The organism is Pseudomonas eutrophicaquae, from assembly GCF_023544715.1.
Lineage (GTDB): Bacteria > Pseudomonadota > Gammaproteobacteria > Pseudomonadales > Pseudomonadaceae > Geopseudomonas.
On the sequence record NZ_JAMJEZ010000001.1, the window covers coordinates 21,398 to 38,547 of the forward strand.

Here is a 17,150-nt window from a genome sequence, read left to right on the forward strand (position 1 = left end):
ATGCGTCGATCACGATTCTTCGCCCTGTGTGCCCTGCTCGGTAGCCTGCTGCTGACCGAGCTGGCGCTGGCCGCCAGTGAGGTGCGCAGCGTGCGGCTGTGGCGCAGCGCGGATAACACCCGCCTGGTATTCGACCTCAGCGGTCCGGTGCGTCACAACGTCTTCACCCTGAGTGCGCCCGAGCGCATTGTCATTGATCTGGAGGGGGCGAAGATGGCCACCTCCCTCGAGCAGTTGGGCACCGCAAAAACGCCGATCAGTGGCCTGCGGGCGGCGGCGCGTTCGGCCGATCAGCTGCGCATCGTGCTGGATGTGGCCAGTGCCGTGCAGCCCAACAGCTTCAGTCTGGCGCCCAACCAGCAGTACGGCCACCGGTTGGTGGTCGATCTCAAGGACGTCACCAGCGCCGCAGCGTCTAAAGCCTCGGCAGGGTCTGCTCCGGCGCCGGATAAGGTCATGGCCGGTGCACCGGCAGCGGTGCGCGCCCCTGTGGCGGAAGCGGCGGTAGCGCGCACCTCCCCGAGTGCGCCGCCCGCGCGCTCAGTGGCCAGCGTGCCGAGCAAGCCGCCGGCGACCGCTACACCGCTGGCCAGCACCCGGCGCAGTGCACCGCTGCCGTCGAGCGCTGGCGGTCAGCGTGACATCGTCATTGCCATTGATGCCGGACATGGCGGCAAGGACCCTGGGGCGCTGGGCCCTAACGGCGAGCGTGAAAAGGACGTGGTACTGGCCATCGCCCGTGAGCTCAAGCAGGTGATCGACCGGGAGCGCGGTTTTCGCGCCGAGCTGGTGCGCACCGGCGACTACTTCATCCCGCTGGCCCGCCGGCCGGCGATTGCCCGCAGCAAGGGCGCGGATCTGTTCATCTCGGTACACGCCGATGCCGCGCCGCGGCGCACGGCGTATGGTGCCTCGGTTTATGCGCTCTCCGATCGCGGTGCGACCTCGGAGACGGCCCGCTGGCTGGCGGACCGGGAAAACCGCTCCGACCTGATCGGGGGTGCCGGCAGCGTCAGTCTCGACAACAAGGACCGCATGCTGGCCAGCGTGCTGCTGGATCTGTCGATGACCGCCACGCTGTCTTCCAGTCTGGATGTCGGTCAGAAGGTGCTAAGCGGCATGGGGCGGATCGCGGCGCTGCACAAGCGGCGCGTCGAGCAGGCCGGCTTCATGGTGCTGAAATCGCCGGATATTCCCTCGATCCTGGTGGAAACCGGGTTCATCTCCAACCCTGAGGAGGCGCGTAAGCTGAAGACCCGCGCCCATCAGCAGGCTCTCGCCCGCTCGATCCACAGCGGTGTGCGGCAGTTCTTCCATGAGAATCCGCCGCCCGGCAGCTACATTGCCTGGCTGCGCGATCAGGGCAAGATTCGTCTGGGCGAGCGTGAACATCTGGTCGCCCCGGGGGAAACCCTCGCGCTGCTGGCGCAGCGTTATCAGGTCAGTCTGCCGGCCCTGCGTCAGGCCAATCGCCTGCGCAGCGACGGCCTGAAAGTCGGGCAGCTGCTGGTGATTCCGGCGCAAACCCTGGCGGGCCAGTGATGGGGGAGGCGGCGCGTATCCAGCTGCTGAGCCCGCGGCTGGCCAACCAGATTGCCGCCGGCGAGGTGGTCGAGCGGCCGGCCTCGGTGATCAAGGAATTGCTGGAAAACAGCCTGGATGCCGGCGCCCAGCGGGTCGAGATCGAGGTCGAGCAGGGCGGCGTCAAGTTGCTGCGGGTGCGCGATGACGGCGCGGGCATCGAGCGGGATGACCTGGCGCTGGCGCTGGCGCGTCACGCGACCAGCAAGATTCGCGACCTGGACGATCTGGAACACCTGCTGAGCCTGGGCTTTCGCGGCGAGGCGCTGGCCTCGATCAGTTCGGTGGCGCGTCTGACGCTCACCTCGCGCCGGCGTGGCAGTGCCCAAGCCTGGCAGGTCGAGGTGGAGGGGCACGACATGCAGGCCAATCTGCAGCCGGCGGCCCATCCCGAGGGCACCACTGTCGAGGTGCGTGACCTGTTCTTCAACACCCCGGCGCGGCGCAAGTTCCTGCGGGCGGAAAAGACCGAGTTCGACCACCTGCAGGAAGTGGTGCGGCGTCTGGCGCTGACGCATTTTGCAGTCGGCTTTCACTTGCGCCACAACGGCAAGGAGGTGCTGGCGCTGCACCCGGCGCTGGACGAGAGCCAGCGCGCGCGGCGCGTGGCCCATGTCTGCGGACCGGCTTTTCTGGAGCAGGCTCTGCCGATCGAGGTCGAGCGCAGCGGCCTGCGGCTGTGGGGCTGGGTGGGCCTGCCGACCTTTTCCCGAAGCCAAGCGGATCTGCAGTACTTCTACGTCAACGGCCGCATGGTGCGTGACAAGCTGGTAGCCCATGCGGTGCGCCAGGCCTACCGGGATGTGCTGTACAACGGCCGTCATCCGGCCTTTGTACTGTTTCTGGAGCTGGATCCGGCCAGTGTCGATGTCAACGTGCATCCCACCAAGCATGAGGTGCGCTTTCGTGACAGCCGTATGGTGCATGACTTTCTGTATGGCAGCCTGCACCGCGCGCTGGCCGATCTGCGCCCGCAGGATCAGCCCGCGCCGGCCGCAGCGGCTCTGGAGCCGCCGCGCCTGAGCGGGGTGCAGGCTGGCGAGTTTGCCGGACAGCAGGAGATGAGCCTGGCTCGCCAGGCTGCGCCGGTGGCCTTTACGGAGCCGGACGCGCCCGTCGTGCATGAAAGTCGCGGGGCGGGCGCCTACCGCCTGGCACCGGTCTCGCCGGGGGCTGCTACGGTGCAGGCCGAGTTGCAGGGCGCTTATCGCGAGTTCTTTGCTCCGCTGCCCGCCGCCGCGCCGTTGCCGGCCAGTGAGGGTGATATCCCGCCGCTGGGCTATGCGCTGGCGCAGCTCAAGGGCGTGTATATCCTCGCTGAGAATGCCCGTGGGCTGGTGCTGGTCGACATGCACGCAGCGCACGAGCGCATCATGTATGAGCGGCTCAAACAGGCGATGGCCACCGAGGGGCTGCGTGGCCAGCCCTTGCTGATGGCCGAGACACTGGCCTTGAGCCAGCGCGAGGCGGACTGCGCTGAGGAGCATGCCGAGTGGTTTGCTAGGCTCGGGTTTGAGCTGCAGCGTCTTGGGCCGGAAAGCCTGGCGATCCGGCAGATCCCGGCGCTGCTCAAGCAAGCGCAGGCGGCGGCGCTGGTGCGTGATGTGCTGAGTGATCTGCTCGAATACGGCAGCAGTGATCGTATCCAGGCGCATCTCAACGAGCTGCTGGCGACCATGGCCTGCCACGGCGCGGTGCGCGCCAATCGCCGGTTGAGCCTTGCGGAAATGAACGCCCTGCTGCGCGACATGGAGCACACCGAGCGCAGTGGTCAATGCAATCATGGGCGTCCCACCTGGACGCAGCTGGGCATGGACGAGCTGGACAAGCTGTTCCTGCGTGGCCGCTGAGCCCGAAGACGAGAGTTGTGATGTCCCGACTGCCTCCTGCCATCTTCCTCATGGGTCCGACCGCCTCGGGCAAGACCGATCTTGCCCTGGAGCTGGCGCGGGTGTTGCCGTGCGAGCTGATCAGCGTCGACTCGGCGCTGATCTACCGCGGTATGGACATCGGGACTGCCAAGCCCTCGCGGGCCCTGCTGGCCGAGTTTCCCCATCGGCTGATCGATATCCGCGATCCGGCCGAGAGTTATTCCGCCGCGGAGTTTCGCCGCGATGCACTGGCGGCAATGGCGGAAATCAGCGCCGCCGGGCGCATCCCGCTGCTGGTGGGCGGCACCATGCTCTACTTCAAGGCGTTGCTGGAGGGGCTGGCCGACATGCCGGCGGCTGATCCTCTGGTCCGCGCACAGCTGGAGGCGCAGATGGCCGCCGAGGGGCTGGCCGCGCTGCATGCCGAGCTGGCCGGTGTCGATCCGCAGTCGGCGGCACGCATCCATCCCAACGATCCGCAGCGCCTGATCCGGGCGCTGGAAGTCTATCGGGTCAGTGGCCTGTCGATGACGGAACACCGCCGCCTGCAAGCGGCGCAAAATCTCCCGGGCTCGGCAGTGCAGGGCGGTGCTTTGCCTTATACTGTCGCGCAACTGGCGATCGCCCCAGAGCGCCGTGAGGTGTTGCATGAGCGTATCGCTCGGCGCTTTGGCCTGATGCTTGAGCAGGGCTTTCTCGACGAAGTGCATGCGCTGCGTGCCCGGGGTGATCTGCACACGGGGCTGCCCTCTATTCGCTCGGTGGGCTACCGGCAGGCCTGGGAGCATCTGGAGGACCTGTTGAGCTACGAGGCCATGACTGAGCGCGGCATCATCGCCACCCGCCAGCTGGCCAAGCGTCAGTTCACCTGGTTGCGCAGCTGGCCGGCGCTGCACTGGCTGGACAGCCTGGCCGCTGACAATGTGGCACAGGCCTTGAAATACCTGCGCGGCGTCGCCACCTAGCAATACCTGATGCGCGCCAGGCCTCTGGCGCTGACCTGATCCGCTCACCCATCACCGCAACTGATTCCCCCCTCAAGGAGTAGCAACATGTCAAAAGGGCATTCCCTACAAGACCCTTACCTCAACACCCTGCGTAAGGAGCGTGTGCCGGTGTCCATCTATCTGGTCAACGGTATCAAGCTGCAGGGCCAGATCGAATCCTTCGATCAGTTCGTCATTCTGCTGAAGAACACCGTCAGCCAGATGGTCTACAAGCACGCGATTTCCACTGTGGTGCCGAGCCGTCCGGTGCGTCTGCCCAGCAGCGAAACCGGCGAGCTGGCCGAGTAAGCGAGGCAGACGACCTTGTTCTTTGAACGCCACGGCGGCGGCGAGCGCGCCATGCTGGTTCACCTCGAGGGTCAGGCGCCGGATGTGCGTGAGGACCCAGACGAGTTCCTCGAGCTGGCCCGCTCGGCCGGCGCCGATGTGGTGACGATGGTGCGCGTGCCGCGCCATCAGCCGACCGCCCGCTTTCTGATCGGTAGCGGCAAGGTTGACGAGATCCGCGAGCAGGTACACGCTGAGGCGGTCGAGCTGGTGATCTTCAACCACACGCTGACCCCCAGCCAGGAGCGTAACCTCGAGAAGGTCTTCGAGTGCCGGGTGCTAGATCGTACCGGGCTGATCCTCGACATCTTCGCCCAGCGCGCCCGTACCCACGAGGGCAAGCTGCAGGTTGAACTCGCCCAGCTGGAGCACATGAGCACCCGCCTGGTGCGTGGCTGGACTCACCTGGAGCGGCAGAAGGGCGGTATCGGTCTGCGCGGGCCGGGTGAAACCCAGCTTGAAACCGACCGTCGCCTGCTGCGGGTGCGGATCCGCCAGATCAAGCAGCGCCTGGAAAAGGTCCGCAGCCAGCGTGAGCTGGCTCGTCGCGGCCGCCAGCGCGCTGAAGTGCCGGTGGTCTCGCTGGTCGGCTACACCAACGCCGGCAAATCGACCCTGTTCAACAGCCTGACGACCGCAGAGGTTTATGCGGCCGACCAGCTGTTCGCGACTCTGGACCCGACCCTGCGTCGTCTGGAGTTTGCCGATGTCGGGCCGGTGATCCTGGCGGACACGGTGGGCTTTATCCGGCATCTGCCGCACAAGCTGGTCGAGGCCTTCCGCGCCACGCTGGAAGAGTCGAGCAACGCCGATCTGCTGCTGCACGTGATCGACGCCCACGAGCCGGAGCGGGATCTGCAGATCGAGCAGGTTTATGCCGTGCTGCGGGAGATCGGTGCCGAGAGCCTGCCGACCCTTGAGGTCTACAACAAGATCGACCTGCTGCCCGACTTCACGCCGCAGATCCAGCGTGATGATCAGGGCAAGCCGGTGCGCGTCTGGTTGTCAGCCCGCGAGGGCAAGGGGCTGGACCTGCTGCAGCAAGCGATCAGTGAACTGCTGGGTGAGGATCTGTTCATCGGCACCCTGTGCCTGCCGCAGCGTCTTGGCCGGCTACGGGCGCAGCTGTTCGCTCAGGGGGCGGTGCAGGGTGAGTCCCATGACGAGGAAGGGGCGATCCTGCTGCAGGTGCGCCTGCCGCGCGCCGATCTCAATCGTCTGCTCAGCCGTGATGGCTGGGAGCCGCAGGCGTTCATTGCGCAACATACTTTGCAATAAAGCATCAGGATGCGCTTTTGCCGTGGCAAAGGCGCTTTCTGTAGCATTCAGCGGTGCGCAGCGCGTGTGCATCTGTGCGTGACCAGTGGAGAGAACGCTATGGCCTGGAACGAGCCGGGTGGCAACTCGAACGACAATGATCCGTGGGGTGGTCGCCGGGGTGGTGGTGACCGCCAGGGTCCGCCTGACCTGGACGAGGCCCTGCGCAAGCTGCAGGACAATCTGAATGGCCTGTTCGGCGGTCGCAAGCGTCGCAGCGGCGACGGCGGCAGCCCGCGCAGTGGTGGTGGCCTGGGTCTGCTGGCTGTCGCCTTTGCGGCGCTGGCCTCGCTGTGGCTGTACAGCGCGGTCTATGTGGTGGATGAACAGGAACAGGCGGTGATCCTGCGCTTTGGCAAGTATCACGAAACCGTCGGTCCCGGCCTGAACATCTACCTGCCGCCGATTGATCGCAAGTTCCAGGAAAACGTGACCCGCGAGCGGGCCTACAGCAAGCAGGGGCAGATGCTCACCGAGGATGAAAACATCATCGAGGTGCCGCTGACTGTGCAGTACCGGGTGAGCAACCTGCAGGAGTTCGTGCTGAACGTCGATCAGCCTGAGCTGAGTCTGCAGCACGCCACCGATAGCGCCCTGCGGCATGTGGCCGGCTCCACCTCGATGGATCAGGTACTGACCGAGGGCCGCGAGCAGATGGCAGCTGAGGTGCGCGAGCGCCTGCAGCGCTTCCTGGACACTTACAAGAGCGGTATCACCGTCACTCAGGTCAACATCCAGAGCGCAGCGGCGCCGCGTGAGGTGCAGGATGCCTTTGATGATGTGATCCGTGCCCGCGAGGACGAGCAGCGCGAGAAGAATCAGGCCGAAGCCTACGCCAATGGCGTGATCCCCGAGGCGCGCGGTCAGGCTCAGCGCCTGCTCGAGGATGCCAACGGGTACCGTGAAGAGGTGGTGGCCCGTGCGCGCGGTGAAGCCGAGCGCTTCAATCGCCTGCTGGTCGAGTACCGCAAGGCGCCTGCGGTCACCCGCGAGCGCCTGTACCTAGAAACCATGCAGGAAGTGCTGGGCAACACCAGCAAGGTGCTGGTGAGCGGGGGCGAGGGGCAGAACAACCTGCTGTACCTGCCGCTGGACAAGATGATCGATGGGCGCGCTGCTGCCGCGCCTGCCGGCAGCAGCCTGCTGTCGCCCGCGCAGGCGGGCGCCACGACAGCGCCGCGTCCGACCAGTGATCCGCAGCGTGAACTGCGTTCGAGGGAGAGCCGCTGATGGGCAACAAGTCGCTGATCACTCTGGTTGCTGCTGCTGTACTGGGGCTGGTGGCCTGGAACTGCTTTTACATCGTCCTGCAGACGGAACGTGCGGTGCTGCTGCAGTTCGGCAAGATCGTCGAGCCGGATGTACAGCCGGGCCTGCATGTGAAGATTCCCTATGTGAATCAGGTCCGTAAATTCGATGCCCGTCTGCTGACCCTGGATACGCCGACTCAGCGTTTCCTGACGCTGGAGAAGAAGGCAGTCATGGTGGATTCCTACGCCAAGTGGCGGGTGGCAGATGCCGAGCGCTTCTACACCGCGACTTCGGGCGTCAAGCAGATTGCCGATGAGCGTCTGGCGCGGCGCCTGGAGGCAGGGCTGCGTGACCAGTTCGGTAAGCGCACTCTGCATGAGGTGGTATCCGGTGAGCGTGATGCGCTGATGGCGGACATCACCCGTTCGCTGGATCGCATGGCGCGCCGTGAGCTGGGTATTGAGGTGCTGGATGTGCGGGTCAAGGCCATTGACCTGCCCCGCGAGGTCAACCGCAGCGTATTCGAGCGGATGAGCACCGAGCGTGAGCGTGAAGCCCGCGAGCACCGCGCCAAGGGTCGTGAGCTAGCTGAGGGGATCCGTGCCGATGCCGACCGTCAGCGCCGTGTGCTGCTGGCCGAGGCCTATCGCGAAGCCGAGGAGACCCGCGGTGACGGTGACGCTCAGGCGGCGGCGATCTATGCAGCGGCCTATGGGCAGGATGCGGAGTTCTATGCGTTCTACCGCAGCCTGCAGGCCTATCGCGAGAGCTTCGCGGACAAGCGCGATGTGCTGGTGCTGGATCCGAAGAACGAATTCTTCCGTTACATGGAGCAGCCCACGCGCTGATCCGCCGCCCCGGCGGCTGCCGTTGCAGCCGCCGGGATGATCGCGGACAAAACGTGTTATCATGCGGCAGCCGGGATTTCCCGGCTTTTTTGCGTCTGCGGGAACCATGTGGCAAGAACTCGGAATCGCGCTGTCACTGCTGCTGGTGCTGGAAGGCATCCTGCCCTTCCTGTGGCCGCGGGGCTGGCGCGAGTCGGTCATCACGCTGCTGCAGCTCGATGATCGCGGACTGCGCGCCATCGGGCTGGCCAGCATGCTGCTGGGCGTGAGCCTGCTCTACTGGCTTCGTTGAATACATCGCCCGGCTGAAAGGGGAGGGGCAATATGGCAACGCTGGATCGCTGGCTGCTGCCGGATGGAATCGAGGACGTGCTGCCGGCGGAGGCAGCCCGCATCGAGGCGGCCCGCCGTCAGGTGCTGGATCTGTTCTGCAACTGGGGTTATGACCTGGTCATCACGCCCCATATCGAATATCTCGAATCGCTGCTGACTGGGGCCGGTCAGGACCTGCAGCTGCGTACTTTCAAGGTGACCGACCCTCTGTCCGGTCGGCAGATGGGCTTTCGCGCGGACATCACGCCGCAGGTTGCCCGTCTGGATGCCCACACGCTGCGCCGCGAGGGCCCCAGCCGGCTGTGTTACGCCGGTAGCGTCCTGCATGCCCGTCCCCGTCCGCTGGGGTTGTCGCGCAGTCCGATCCAGATCGGTGCCGAGCTCTATGGGGATGCCAGCGCCAACAGTGACAGCGAGATCATCTGCCTGATGCTGGAAGTGCTGGCAGTGGCTGGCATTGCTCAGGTGCACATGGATCTTGGGCATGTCGGGATCTATCGCGGCCTGGCCCGCGCCGCCGGGCTGTGTGGCGAGGTGGAGCAGCAGTTGTTCGATGCCTTGCAGCGCAAGGCCATCGACGAAGTAGAGACCTTGACGGCGCCGCTGCCGGCTGAGCTGGCAGGCATGCTGCGCGCGCTGGCCGAGCTGTGTGGCGGGCGCGAGGTGCTGGACGTGGCGCGTCAGCGGCTGGCCGGTGCGCCAGCGGCCGTGCTGGAAGCCCTGCAGGGGCTTGAGCAGTTGGCGGATGTGCTGGCGGCCCGTTACCCGGCGCTGCCGCTGTACTTCGACCTGGGTGAGCTGCGCGGCTATCACTATCACACCGGTGTGGTGTTTGCGGCCTTTGTGCCCGGCATCGGGCAGGCGATTGCCCAGGGCGGCCGTTACGATGACATCGGTGCAGACTTCGGCCGCGCCCGTCCGGCCACCGGTTTCTCGACCGATCTGCAAACCCTGGTGAGTCTGGGGGATGGCATTGTTGCGCCGCCGAGTGGCGGTGTCTGGGCACCGGCGCAGGCTGATGAGGCGCTCTGGAATGCCGTGCAGACCTTGCGTCGTCAGGGCGTGCGGGTGGTACAGGCCCTGCCGGGACAGGCCTTCGAGGCGGCAAAGGCCGCTGGCTGCAGCGAGCAACTGATTTTCCAGGAGGGTGGCTGGCAGGTTTCGCCGCTGGCCTCCTGAGTTTTTTGCGCCGGCCCAGCGCCGGCTTCGACCTTCCGTGAGGGGACACGTTTTATGGGTAAGAATGTCGTAGTCCTGGGCACCCAGTGGGGTGATGAGGGCAAGGGCAAGATCGTCGACCTGCTGACTGATCAGGCTGCCGCTGTGGTGCGTTACCAGGGTGGCCACAATGCCGGTCACACCCTGGTGATCGACGGTGAGAAGACCGTGCTGCACCTGATTCCGTCCGGCATCCTGCGCGATAACGTGCAGTGCCTGATCGGCAATGGCGTGGTGGTGGCGCCGGATGCGCTGCTCAAGGAAATCACCAAGCTGGAAGAGAAGGGTGTGCCGGTGCGTGAGCGCCTGCGCATCAGCCCGGCCTGCACCCTGATCCTGCCCTACCACGTGGCCCTTGATCAGGCCCGCGAGGCGGCCCGCTCGGAAGGCAAGATCGGCACCACCGGTCGCGGCATCGGCCCGGCCTATGAGGACAAGGTGGCCCGTCGCGGTCTGCGCATCGGCGATCTGTTCAACCCGGAGCGCTTCGAGAAGAAGCTGCGCGAGCTGATGGAATACCACAACTTCGTGCTGCAGAACTTCTACAAGGCCGCACCGGTCGATGTCGAGAAGACCCTCACCGACGCACTGGCCTATGCCGAGATCCTCAAGCCGATGGTGCTGGATGTCACTGCGCGCCTGCACGAGCTGCGTAAGGCCGGCGCCTGCATCATGTTCGAAGGCGCCCAGGGCTCGCTGCTCGACGTCGATCACGGCACCTACCCCTACGTGACCAGTTCCAGCACCACTGCCGGTGGCGTGGCTACCGGTTCCGGCGTCGGTCCGCTGTATCTGGATTACATCCTCGGCATTACCAAGGCCTACACCACTCGCGTCGGCTCCGGTCCGTTCCCTACCGAGCTGTTCGACGAAGTCGGTGCGCGTCTGGCCGAGAAGGGTCACGAGTTTGGCTCGACCACCGGCCGTGCCCGCCGCTGTGGCTGGTTCGATGCGGTGATCCTGCGCCGCGCCATCGAGATCAACTCGGTGTCCGGTCTGTGCCTGACCAAGCTCGACGTGCTCGACGGCCTGGAAACCGTCAAGCTGTGCGTGGCCTACAAGAACGCCGCTGGCGAGCTGATGGGCGATGCGCCGACCGATGCCGACAGTTATGTCGGTCTGGTGCCGGTCTACGAGGAGATGCCGGGTTGGAGTGAATCCACCGTCGGTGCCAAATCGCTGGATGAACTGCCGGCCAACGCGCGTGCCTATATCAAGCGCGTGGAAGAGCTGGTGGGTGCGCCGGTTGATATTGTCTCTACGGGTCCGGACCGCAACGAGACCATCGTGCTGCGTCACCCGTACGCCTAAGGCGGGTTGTGCAGCAGGAAAAGGCCGCGAAAGCGGCCTTTTCGTTATAGAGAAAGCGCGGCGGTGCCTGCGTAACCCACTGTGGGCTTTCTCGAGATGAAAAAAAACCGAATCTTTCGATTCGGTTTTTTGGAGTTGGTGCCCAGGAGAAGACTCGAACTTCCACGGTATTTCTACCACTGATACCTGAAACCAGCGCGTCTACCAATTCCGCCACCTGGGCGTGCCATGTCTGCCGTTACCGGCGAAGCCTGACTGCTTCTTTATTGCCAGCATCCGCTTGCGCGACTGCTTGGAATTGGTGCCCAGGAGAAGACTCGAACTTCCACGGTATTTCTACCACTGATACCTGAAACCAGCGCGTCTACCAATTCCGCCACCTGGGCGTGCCATGTCTGCCGTTACCGGCGAAGCCTGACTGCTTCTTTATTGCCAGCATTCGCTTGCGCGACTGCTTGGAATTGGTGCCCAGGAGAAGACTCGAACTTCCACGGTATTTCTACCACTGATACCTGAAACCAGCGCGTCTACCAATTCCGCCACCTGGGCGTGCCATGTCTGCCGTTACCGGCGAAGCCTGACTGCTTCTTTATTGCCAGCATTCGCTTGCGCGACTGCTTGGAATTGGTGCCCAGGAGAAGACTCGAACTTCCACGGTATTTCTACCACTGATACCTGAAACCAGCGCGTCTACCAATTCCGCCACCTGGGCAAATAGTGCGATGATTGCTCATCTGCTCTATCGTTACAGCCTGCAGGGCCACTGCTGCTGTGGGCGCGCATCATAAGGTTGCCCCGGAAGTCTTGTAAACCCCTGATGTGAAAAAATTTATTGTGCCGATGACTGACCCGCAAGGCACTTTCGCGCTTCAATAGCGTCATGAGTCTACGTAAGACAACATAAGGTAAATACCCGCACATGGCCGATTGGCAAACGCTCGACCCCGAAGCCGCCCGCGAGGCGCAGAAGTACGACAACCCGATTCCCAGTCGCGAGCTGATCCTCGCGCACCTGGCCGAGCGCGGTGCGCCGGCCACTCGCAGTCAATTATTCGAAGAGCTGGGCCTGGCCGGCGAAGAGTCCGAAGAAGCCCTGCGCCGCCGCCTGCGCGCCATGGAGCGTGACGGGCAGTTGATCTATACCCGTCGCGGCGCCTATGCCCCGGTGGACAAGCTTGATCTGATCCGCGGCCGCGTCAGTGGCCACCGTGATGGCTTTGGTTTCCTCATCCCTGAGGACGGTAGCGATGATCTGTTCCTGAGCCCGGCGCAGATGCGTCTGGTGTTCGATGGTGATATCGCCCTGGCCCGCGTGGCTGGCCTTGATCGGCGGGGGCGCCGCGAAGGCGCGCTGGTCGAAGTGCTTGAGCGTGCGCATGAGACCTTGGTGGGCCGCTTCTTTGATGAGAACGGCATCGCCAGTGTGGTGGCCGACAATCCCAAGATCCAGCAGCAGGTACTGATTGCGGCGGGCAAGCAGGGGCAGGCGCAGCACGGTCAATTCGTGCAGGTGCGTATCGATCTCTGGCCGACCGCCTTCCGCCAGGCGCAGGGCGAGGTGGTCGAGGTGCTCGGTGACTACATGGCCCCGGGCATGGAGATCGAGGTAGCGCTGCGCAGTCATGATCTGCCGCACATCTGGCCGGAGGCTGTGCTCAAGGAGGCTGGCAAGCTCAAGTCAGAGGTCGATGATAAGGACAAGGAGAAGCGCATCGATCTGCGCACACTGCCCTTTGTCACCATCGATGGTGAGGATGCGCGCGACTTTGATGATGCCGTCTATGCCGAGGCGATCAAGGGCGATGGCTGGCGTCTGTATGTGGCTATTGCCGATGTCTCCCACTACGTCAAGGTAGGTTCGGCGCTGGATGCTGAGGCTGCGCTGCGCGGTAACTCGGTGTACTTCCCGGAGCGGGTCATCCCGATGCTGCCCGAGGCGCTGTCCAACGGGCTGTGCTCGCTCAATCCGCTGGTCGATCGCCTGGCGATGGTCTGCGAGATGACCGTGTCGCGGCAGGGCGAGCTGACCGATTACCGCTTTTATGAGGCGGTGATCCACTCCCAGGCGCGCCTCACCTACACCAAGGTCAGTCAGCTGCTGGAGCGGCCCAACTCCACCGAAGCCAAGTTCTTGCGTCAGCAGATGCCGCATCTGGTGCCGCATCTGCGCCAGTTGTATGCGCTGTACAAGGTGCTGCTGGCGGCGCGTCAGCAGCGCGGCGCGATCGATTTCGAGACCCAGGAAACACGCATCGTCTTCGGTGCGGACCGCAAGATCACCGAGATCCGTCCGACCCAGCGTAACGATGCGCATCGGCTGATCGAGGAGTGCATGCTGTGCGCCAACGTCGCGACCGCGCGCTTCCTCGAAGAGCATGAGGTGCCGGGTCTGTACCGCGTGCATGACGGTCCGCCTGCGGAAAAACTTGAAAAGCTGCGCGGCTTCTTGGCCGAACTTGGGCTGAGCCTGTATCGCGGCAAGGGTGAGCCGACTCCCAAGGATTACCTGAACCTGCTCGAGACGGTGCGCGAGCGTCCTGACTATCACCTGATCCAGACGGTGATGCTGCGCTCGCTGAGTCAGGCGGTGTACAGCCCGGAGAATGCCGGGCACTTCGGGTTGAATTACGAGGCCTACACCCACTTCACCTCGCCGATCCGCCGCTATCCCGACCTGCTGGTACATCGGGCCATCCGCAGTGTGATCCGCTCCAAGCGGCAGACCGACAAGGTGCTGCGCGCGGGCGCGACCAGCCTGCCGAAGGCGCGGATCTATCCCTATGACGAGGCGCAGCTTGAGCAGCTGGGCGAGCAGTGCTCGATGACCGAGCGCCGCGCCGATGAGGCGACCCGCGATGTGGTCAACTGGCTCAAGTGTGAATACATGCGCGAGCATGTTGGCGAGGCCTTCCCTGGGGTGGTCTCGGCGGTGACCGGGTTTGGCCTGTTCGTCGAGCTGACAGACATCTACGTTGAGGGCCTGGTGCACATCACCGCGCTACCGGCCGACTATTACCACTTCGACCCGATGCACCACCGTCTGGCCGGTGAGCGCTCTGGGCGCAGTTTCCGTCTGGGCGACACGGTTGAAGTGCTGGTGGCGCGGGTGGATCTGGATGAGCGGCGCATTGACTTCGAGCTGTCTGAGAACCCGCTGTCGGTCATGCCGCGTCGCGGGGCGCGCGCTGTCGAAGGCGGCGCTGAGGTGCCGCGCGTGCCGCGCAAGCGCGAGCGCGAGCGTGGAGCAGAGGCGGGTGGTGAGTCGGCGACTGTCCCGGCGGGTGGGCGCAAGCGGGCCAGTGGTCGTGTGCAGGCGCTGCCGGCGGTTGCCCCGGAGCTGCTGGCGCAGGCCGAGCAACTGTTGGCCGATGCCGAGCGGGCCAAGAGTCGCTCGCTCAAGAAGAAGCTGCTGAGCGATGCGGCGCAGCCTGCTGCCTCCGGCAAGTCGGATAAATCCGCCAAGGGCAAGAAGAAGGGCGGCAAGGCACCCAAGTCTGCCAAAGGGGCTGGCAAGGCGCACAAGGCTGCCGAGGCCGTGCCGGGCAAGCGCAAGCACAAGGGCAAGAAATGAGTCAGTGGGAAACGATTTACGGCGTACATGCGGTCGAGGCGCTGCTGCGCCATCACCCCAAGCGGGTCAAGCAGTTGTGGCTGGCTCAGGGGCGTCAGGATCCGCGGGTGCAGGAGTTGCTGCAGTTGGCTGAGCAGGCCCGCGTACCTGTCGGGCAGCGCGAGCGTCGTGAGCTGGACGAATGGGTGGAGGGCGTCCATCAGGGCGTGGTGGCAGAGGTCAGTCCCAGTCAGGTGTGGGGTGAGAATGCCCTGGAGGAGATCCTGGCTCGCGGCACGGGACCGGCATTGCTACTGGTGCTGGATGGTGTGACGGATCCGCATAACCTGGGCGCCTGTCTGCGCACGGCCGAGGCGGCCGGCGTGCAGGCGGTGATCGTGCCCAAGGACAAGTCAGCGACGCTCAACGCTACGGTGCGCAAGGTGGCCTGCGGCGCTGCCGAGGTCATTCCACTGGTGGCGGTGACCAATCTGGCGCGCACGCTGGAGAAACTGCAGCAGCAGGGCCTCTGGGTGGTGGGTACCGCCGGTGAGGCCAGCCAGGAGATCTATGATCTGGATCTGCGCGGTCCGACCGTGCTGGTGATGGGCGCCGAGGGGCGTGGCATGCGCCGGCTGACGCGCGAGCACTGCGATTACCTGGCGCGCCTGCCGATGGCGGGCAGTGTCAGCAGTCTGAATGTCTCGGTGGCCACCGGAGTCTGTCTGTTTGAGGCCGTTCGTCAGCGCAGGCCGCAGACGGCCTCCTGAGCGGTCTCCGTGCTTGCAGGGGGGGAGGGGGGTCCGTACAATGCCGGCCCTTGTTGCTCCATCGTTCTGCAAGAGCGGCGGGCCGGCAAGTCACACGAACTATCCACTCCTTGCCTGACCGCCAATGGGCGGCAGGCTGCATAACCCGTAAGGAGCATTGCATGCGTCATTACGAAATCGTCTTCCTGGTTCACCCGGATCAGAGTGAGCAGGTCGGCGGCATGGTCGAGCGTTACACCAAGACCATCGAAGAAGACGGCGGCAAAGTACACCGCCTGGAAGACTGGGGCCGTCGTCAGCTGGCCTACGCCATCGACAACGTGCACAAGGCTCACTATGTGCTGATGAACGTCGAGTGCAGCGCTGCTGCCCTGGCTGAGCTGGAAGACAACTTCCGCTACAACGACGCGGTCATCCGTAACCTGGTGATTCGCCGCGATGCCGCCGTGACCGAGCAGTCCGAGATGCTCAAGGCCGAAGAAAGCCGCAACGAGCGCCGCGAGCGCCGTGACCGCAGCGATGCCGGTGAAGGCCTCGTTGAAGGCACCGACGGCGACAACGCCGACGAGTAATCTTCGTAACCTGTATTGAGGAGCCACGTTCATGGCACGTTTTTTCCGTCGTCGCAAGTTCTGCCGTTTCAGCGCTGAAGGCGTTGTCGAGATCGATTACAAGGATCTCAACACCCTGAAGGCCTACATCTCCGAAACCGGCAAGATCGTCCCGAGCCGTATCACCGGCACCAAAGCCAAGTATCAGCGTCAGCTGGGCACCGCCATCAAGCGCGCCCGCTACCTGGCCCTGCTGCCCTACACCGACAGCCACGGCCGTTAAGGTTCCGTAGTCGACGGCAGACAATAGACGATCCGCATGCGGTTACTGGCCGACTTCATCATGCGTGGCAAGGTGCAGGCCTGCTTGGTGGCAGCCCTCACCGCTGCCCTGCCGATGACCTACTGGATCAGTGCAGCCAGCGCTGCACTGGTGCTGCTGCGTCGCGGCAGTGCAGATGCGTTGAGTGTCGCCCTCTGGGCGCTGCTACCGGCACTGCTCTGGTGGACGCAAGGCGAACCCAATGCGTTGCTGGTGATTGCGGGCACGCTGGCTCTGGCTAGCGTTCTGCGCAGTAGCGCCTCCTGGTTGCGCGTGCTGCTGTTCAGCTTGTTGTTGGGGGCCGCTTTCGGCGTTCTGATCAACCTGCTGCTCGGTGCGTCCGTGCAGGCAGTGGCCACCGAGATTCGCAGCGCCATGCCGCAGGTACTGGGTGCGGCGTGGGAGCAGATCCCGCCGACCGAGCGCCTGCAGGTCGAAGCGCTGCTGGTTCCGGTACTGGTCGGGCTGATGGCGGCTGTTTTACAGCTACTCTGCCTGCTGGGCTTGGTGCTGGCGCGCTACTGGCAGTCGCTGCTGTACAACCCGGGAGGCTTTGCCCGCGAGTTTCAGGCGATACGCCTGCCGGTGCCTCTGGCCTTGCTGCTGCTTCTGGGCATCTTTTTATTGCCGAGATTGCAGGCACAGCTGGCCATGCTGACGCCGCTGTGCAGTCTGCCACTGGCCTTTGCCGGGTTGGCGTTGCTGCATGGCCTGTCGGCCCAGAAGGGGCGCGGTGGATTTGTGCTGGTCGGTTTCTATGTCGCCCTGCTGATGTTCATGCAGGTGATCTACCCGCTGCTGGTCGTGATGGCTGCAGTCGACAGTCTGTTTGATTTCCGTGGTCGGGCCGCCCGCAATGGCGGCGGGTCTTCCACGGGCGGTGAAGGTTAAAA

General features: G+C 64.5%; 15 protein-coding genes and 4 tRNA genes. 15 read left to right on the forward strand and 4 right to left on the reverse strand.

Going from position 1 to position 17,150, the window contains the following annotated elements:
• The 10 genes from MXC11_RS00105 to MXC11_RS00150 all read left to right on the forward strand — a co-directional run bounded on the left by MXC11_RS00105 (nucleotide 1) and on the right by MXC11_RS00150 (nucleotide 11,064).
• Nucleotides 1-1,542 (forward strand): N-acetylmuramoyl-L-alanine amidase, encoded by a 1,542-nt coding sequence (locus tag MXC11_RS00105; RefSeq protein ID WP_250003690.1) that lies wholly within the window; start codon nucleotides 1-3, stop codon nucleotides 1,540-1,542.
• Nucleotides 1,542-3,431: a DNA mismatch repair endonuclease MutL gene (mutL, locus tag MXC11_RS00110; RefSeq protein ID WP_250003692.1), complete on the forward strand. Its 1,890-nt coding sequence runs from the start codon at nucleotides 1,542-1,544 to the stop codon at nucleotides 3,429-3,431. The genes MXC11_RS00105 and mutL overlap by 1 nt, the downstream gene beginning before the upstream one ends.
• Before the next feature lie 20 nt (nucleotides 3,432-3,451).
• Nucleotides 3,452-4,417 carry a tRNA (adenosine(37)-N6)-dimethylallyltransferase MiaA gene (miaA, locus tag MXC11_RS00115; RefSeq protein ID WP_250003693.1) on the forward strand — a complete coding sequence of 322 codons (966 nt, stop codon included), beginning with the start codon at nucleotides 3,452-3,454 and terminating at the stop codon, nucleotides 4,415-4,417.
• A gap of 87 nt (nucleotides 4,418-4,504) precedes the next feature.
• The gene (hfq, locus tag MXC11_RS00120; protein WP_250003695.1) at nucleotides 4,505-4,747 is read left to right on the forward strand and encodes an RNA chaperone Hfq; all 243 of its coding nucleotides are present in this window, start codon (nucleotides 4,505-4,507) and stop codon (nucleotides 4,745-4,747) included.
• 15 nt (nucleotides 4,748-4,762) lie between these two features.
• Nucleotides 4,763-6,064: a ribosome rescue GTPase HflX gene (gene hflX, locus MXC11_RS00125; protein ID WP_250003697.1), complete on the forward strand. Its 1,302-nt coding sequence runs from the start codon at nucleotides 4,763-4,765 to the stop codon at nucleotides 6,062-6,064.
• A 99-nt stretch (nucleotides 6,065-6,163) separates the two neighbouring features.
• Nucleotides 6,164-7,333 (forward strand): FtsH protease activity modulator HflK, encoded by a 1,170-nt coding sequence (gene hflK, locus MXC11_RS00130; protein ID WP_250003700.1) that lies wholly within the window; start codon nucleotides 6,164-6,166, stop codon nucleotides 7,331-7,333.
• On the forward strand, nucleotides 7,333-8,202 hold the full coding sequence (gene hflC / locus MXC11_RS00135; protein ID WP_250003702.1) for a protease modulator HflC: 870 nt from the start codon (nucleotides 7,333-7,335) through the stop codon (nucleotides 8,200-8,202). The genes hflK and hflC overlap by 1 nt, the downstream gene beginning before the upstream one ends.
• A gap of 106 nt (nucleotides 8,203-8,308) precedes the next feature.
• Nucleotides 8,309-8,494, forward strand: a complete 186-nt coding sequence (locus tag MXC11_RS00140; protein WP_250003704.1) for a DUF2065 domain-containing protein — start codon at nucleotides 8,309-8,311, stop codon at nucleotides 8,492-8,494.
• A gap of 32 nt (nucleotides 8,495-8,526) precedes the next feature.
• Nucleotides 8,527-9,714 (forward strand): ATP phosphoribosyltransferase regulatory subunit, encoded by a 1,188-nt coding sequence (locus tag MXC11_RS00145; RefSeq protein WP_250003706.1) that lies wholly within the window; start codon nucleotides 8,527-8,529, stop codon nucleotides 9,712-9,714.
• 54 nt (nucleotides 9,715-9,768) lie between these two features.
• Entirely contained in the window at nucleotides 9,769-11,064 is a 1,296-nt protein-coding gene (locus MXC11_RS00150) for an adenylosuccinate synthase (RefSeq protein WP_250003708.1), read from the forward strand.
• Nucleotides 11,065-11,200: 136 nt separating this feature from the next.
• On the opposite strand, the gene MXC11_RS00155 is transcribed toward MXC11_RS00150, so the two are convergent.
• The 4 genes from MXC11_RS00155 to MXC11_RS00170 all read right to left on the reverse strand — a co-directional run bounded on the left by MXC11_RS00155 (nucleotide 11,201) and on the right by MXC11_RS00170 (nucleotide 11,776).
• Nucleotides 11,201-11,287, reverse strand: a tRNA-Leu gene (locus MXC11_RS00155).
• 76 nt (nucleotides 11,288-11,363) lie between these two features.
• A tRNA-Leu gene (locus tag MXC11_RS00160) sits at nucleotides 11,364-11,450 on the reverse strand.
• 76 nt (nucleotides 11,451-11,526) lie between these two features.
• Nucleotides 11,527-11,613, reverse strand: a tRNA-Leu gene (locus MXC11_RS00165).
• Nucleotides 11,614-11,689: 76 nt separating this feature from the next.
• Nucleotides 11,690-11,776: transfer RNA gene (locus MXC11_RS00170), tRNA-Leu, on the reverse strand.
• 207 nt (nucleotides 11,777-11,983) lie between these two features.
• Between MXC11_RS00170 and rnr the strand changes: the two genes are divergently transcribed.
• The 5 genes from rnr to MXC11_RS00195 all read left to right on the forward strand — a co-directional run bounded on the left by rnr (nucleotide 11,984) and on the right by MXC11_RS00195 (nucleotide 17,148).
• Nucleotides 11,984-14,635 carry a ribonuclease R gene (rnr, locus tag MXC11_RS00175; RefSeq protein WP_250003710.1) on the forward strand — a complete coding sequence of 884 codons (2,652 nt, stop codon included), beginning with the start codon at nucleotides 11,984-11,986 and terminating at the stop codon, nucleotides 14,633-14,635.
• Nucleotides 14,632-15,384, forward strand: a complete 753-nt coding sequence (gene rlmB / locus MXC11_RS00180; RefSeq protein WP_250003712.1) for a 23S rRNA (guanosine(2251)-2'-O)-methyltransferase RlmB — start codon at nucleotides 14,632-14,634, stop codon at nucleotides 15,382-15,384. Before rnr ends, rlmB begins: the two co-directional genes overlap by 4 nt.
• 161 nt (nucleotides 15,385-15,545) lie before the next feature.
• Nucleotides 15,546-15,956 (forward strand): 30S ribosomal protein S6, encoded by a 411-nt coding sequence (gene rpsF, locus MXC11_RS00185; RefSeq protein WP_250003714.1) that lies wholly within the window; start codon nucleotides 15,546-15,548, stop codon nucleotides 15,954-15,956.
• A 31-nt stretch (nucleotides 15,957-15,987) separates the two neighbouring features.
• Nucleotides 15,988-16,218: a 30S ribosomal protein S18 gene (rpsR, locus tag MXC11_RS00190; protein WP_250003715.1), complete on the forward strand. Its 231-nt coding sequence runs from the start codon at nucleotides 15,988-15,990 to the stop codon at nucleotides 16,216-16,218.
• 36 nt (nucleotides 16,219-16,254) lie between these two features.
• Nucleotides 16,255-17,148, forward strand: a complete 894-nt coding sequence (locus MXC11_RS00195; RefSeq protein ID WP_250003717.1) for a hypothetical protein — start codon at nucleotides 16,255-16,257, stop codon at nucleotides 17,146-17,148.
• The last annotated feature ends 2 nt before the right edge of the window (nucleotides 17,149-17,150 follow it).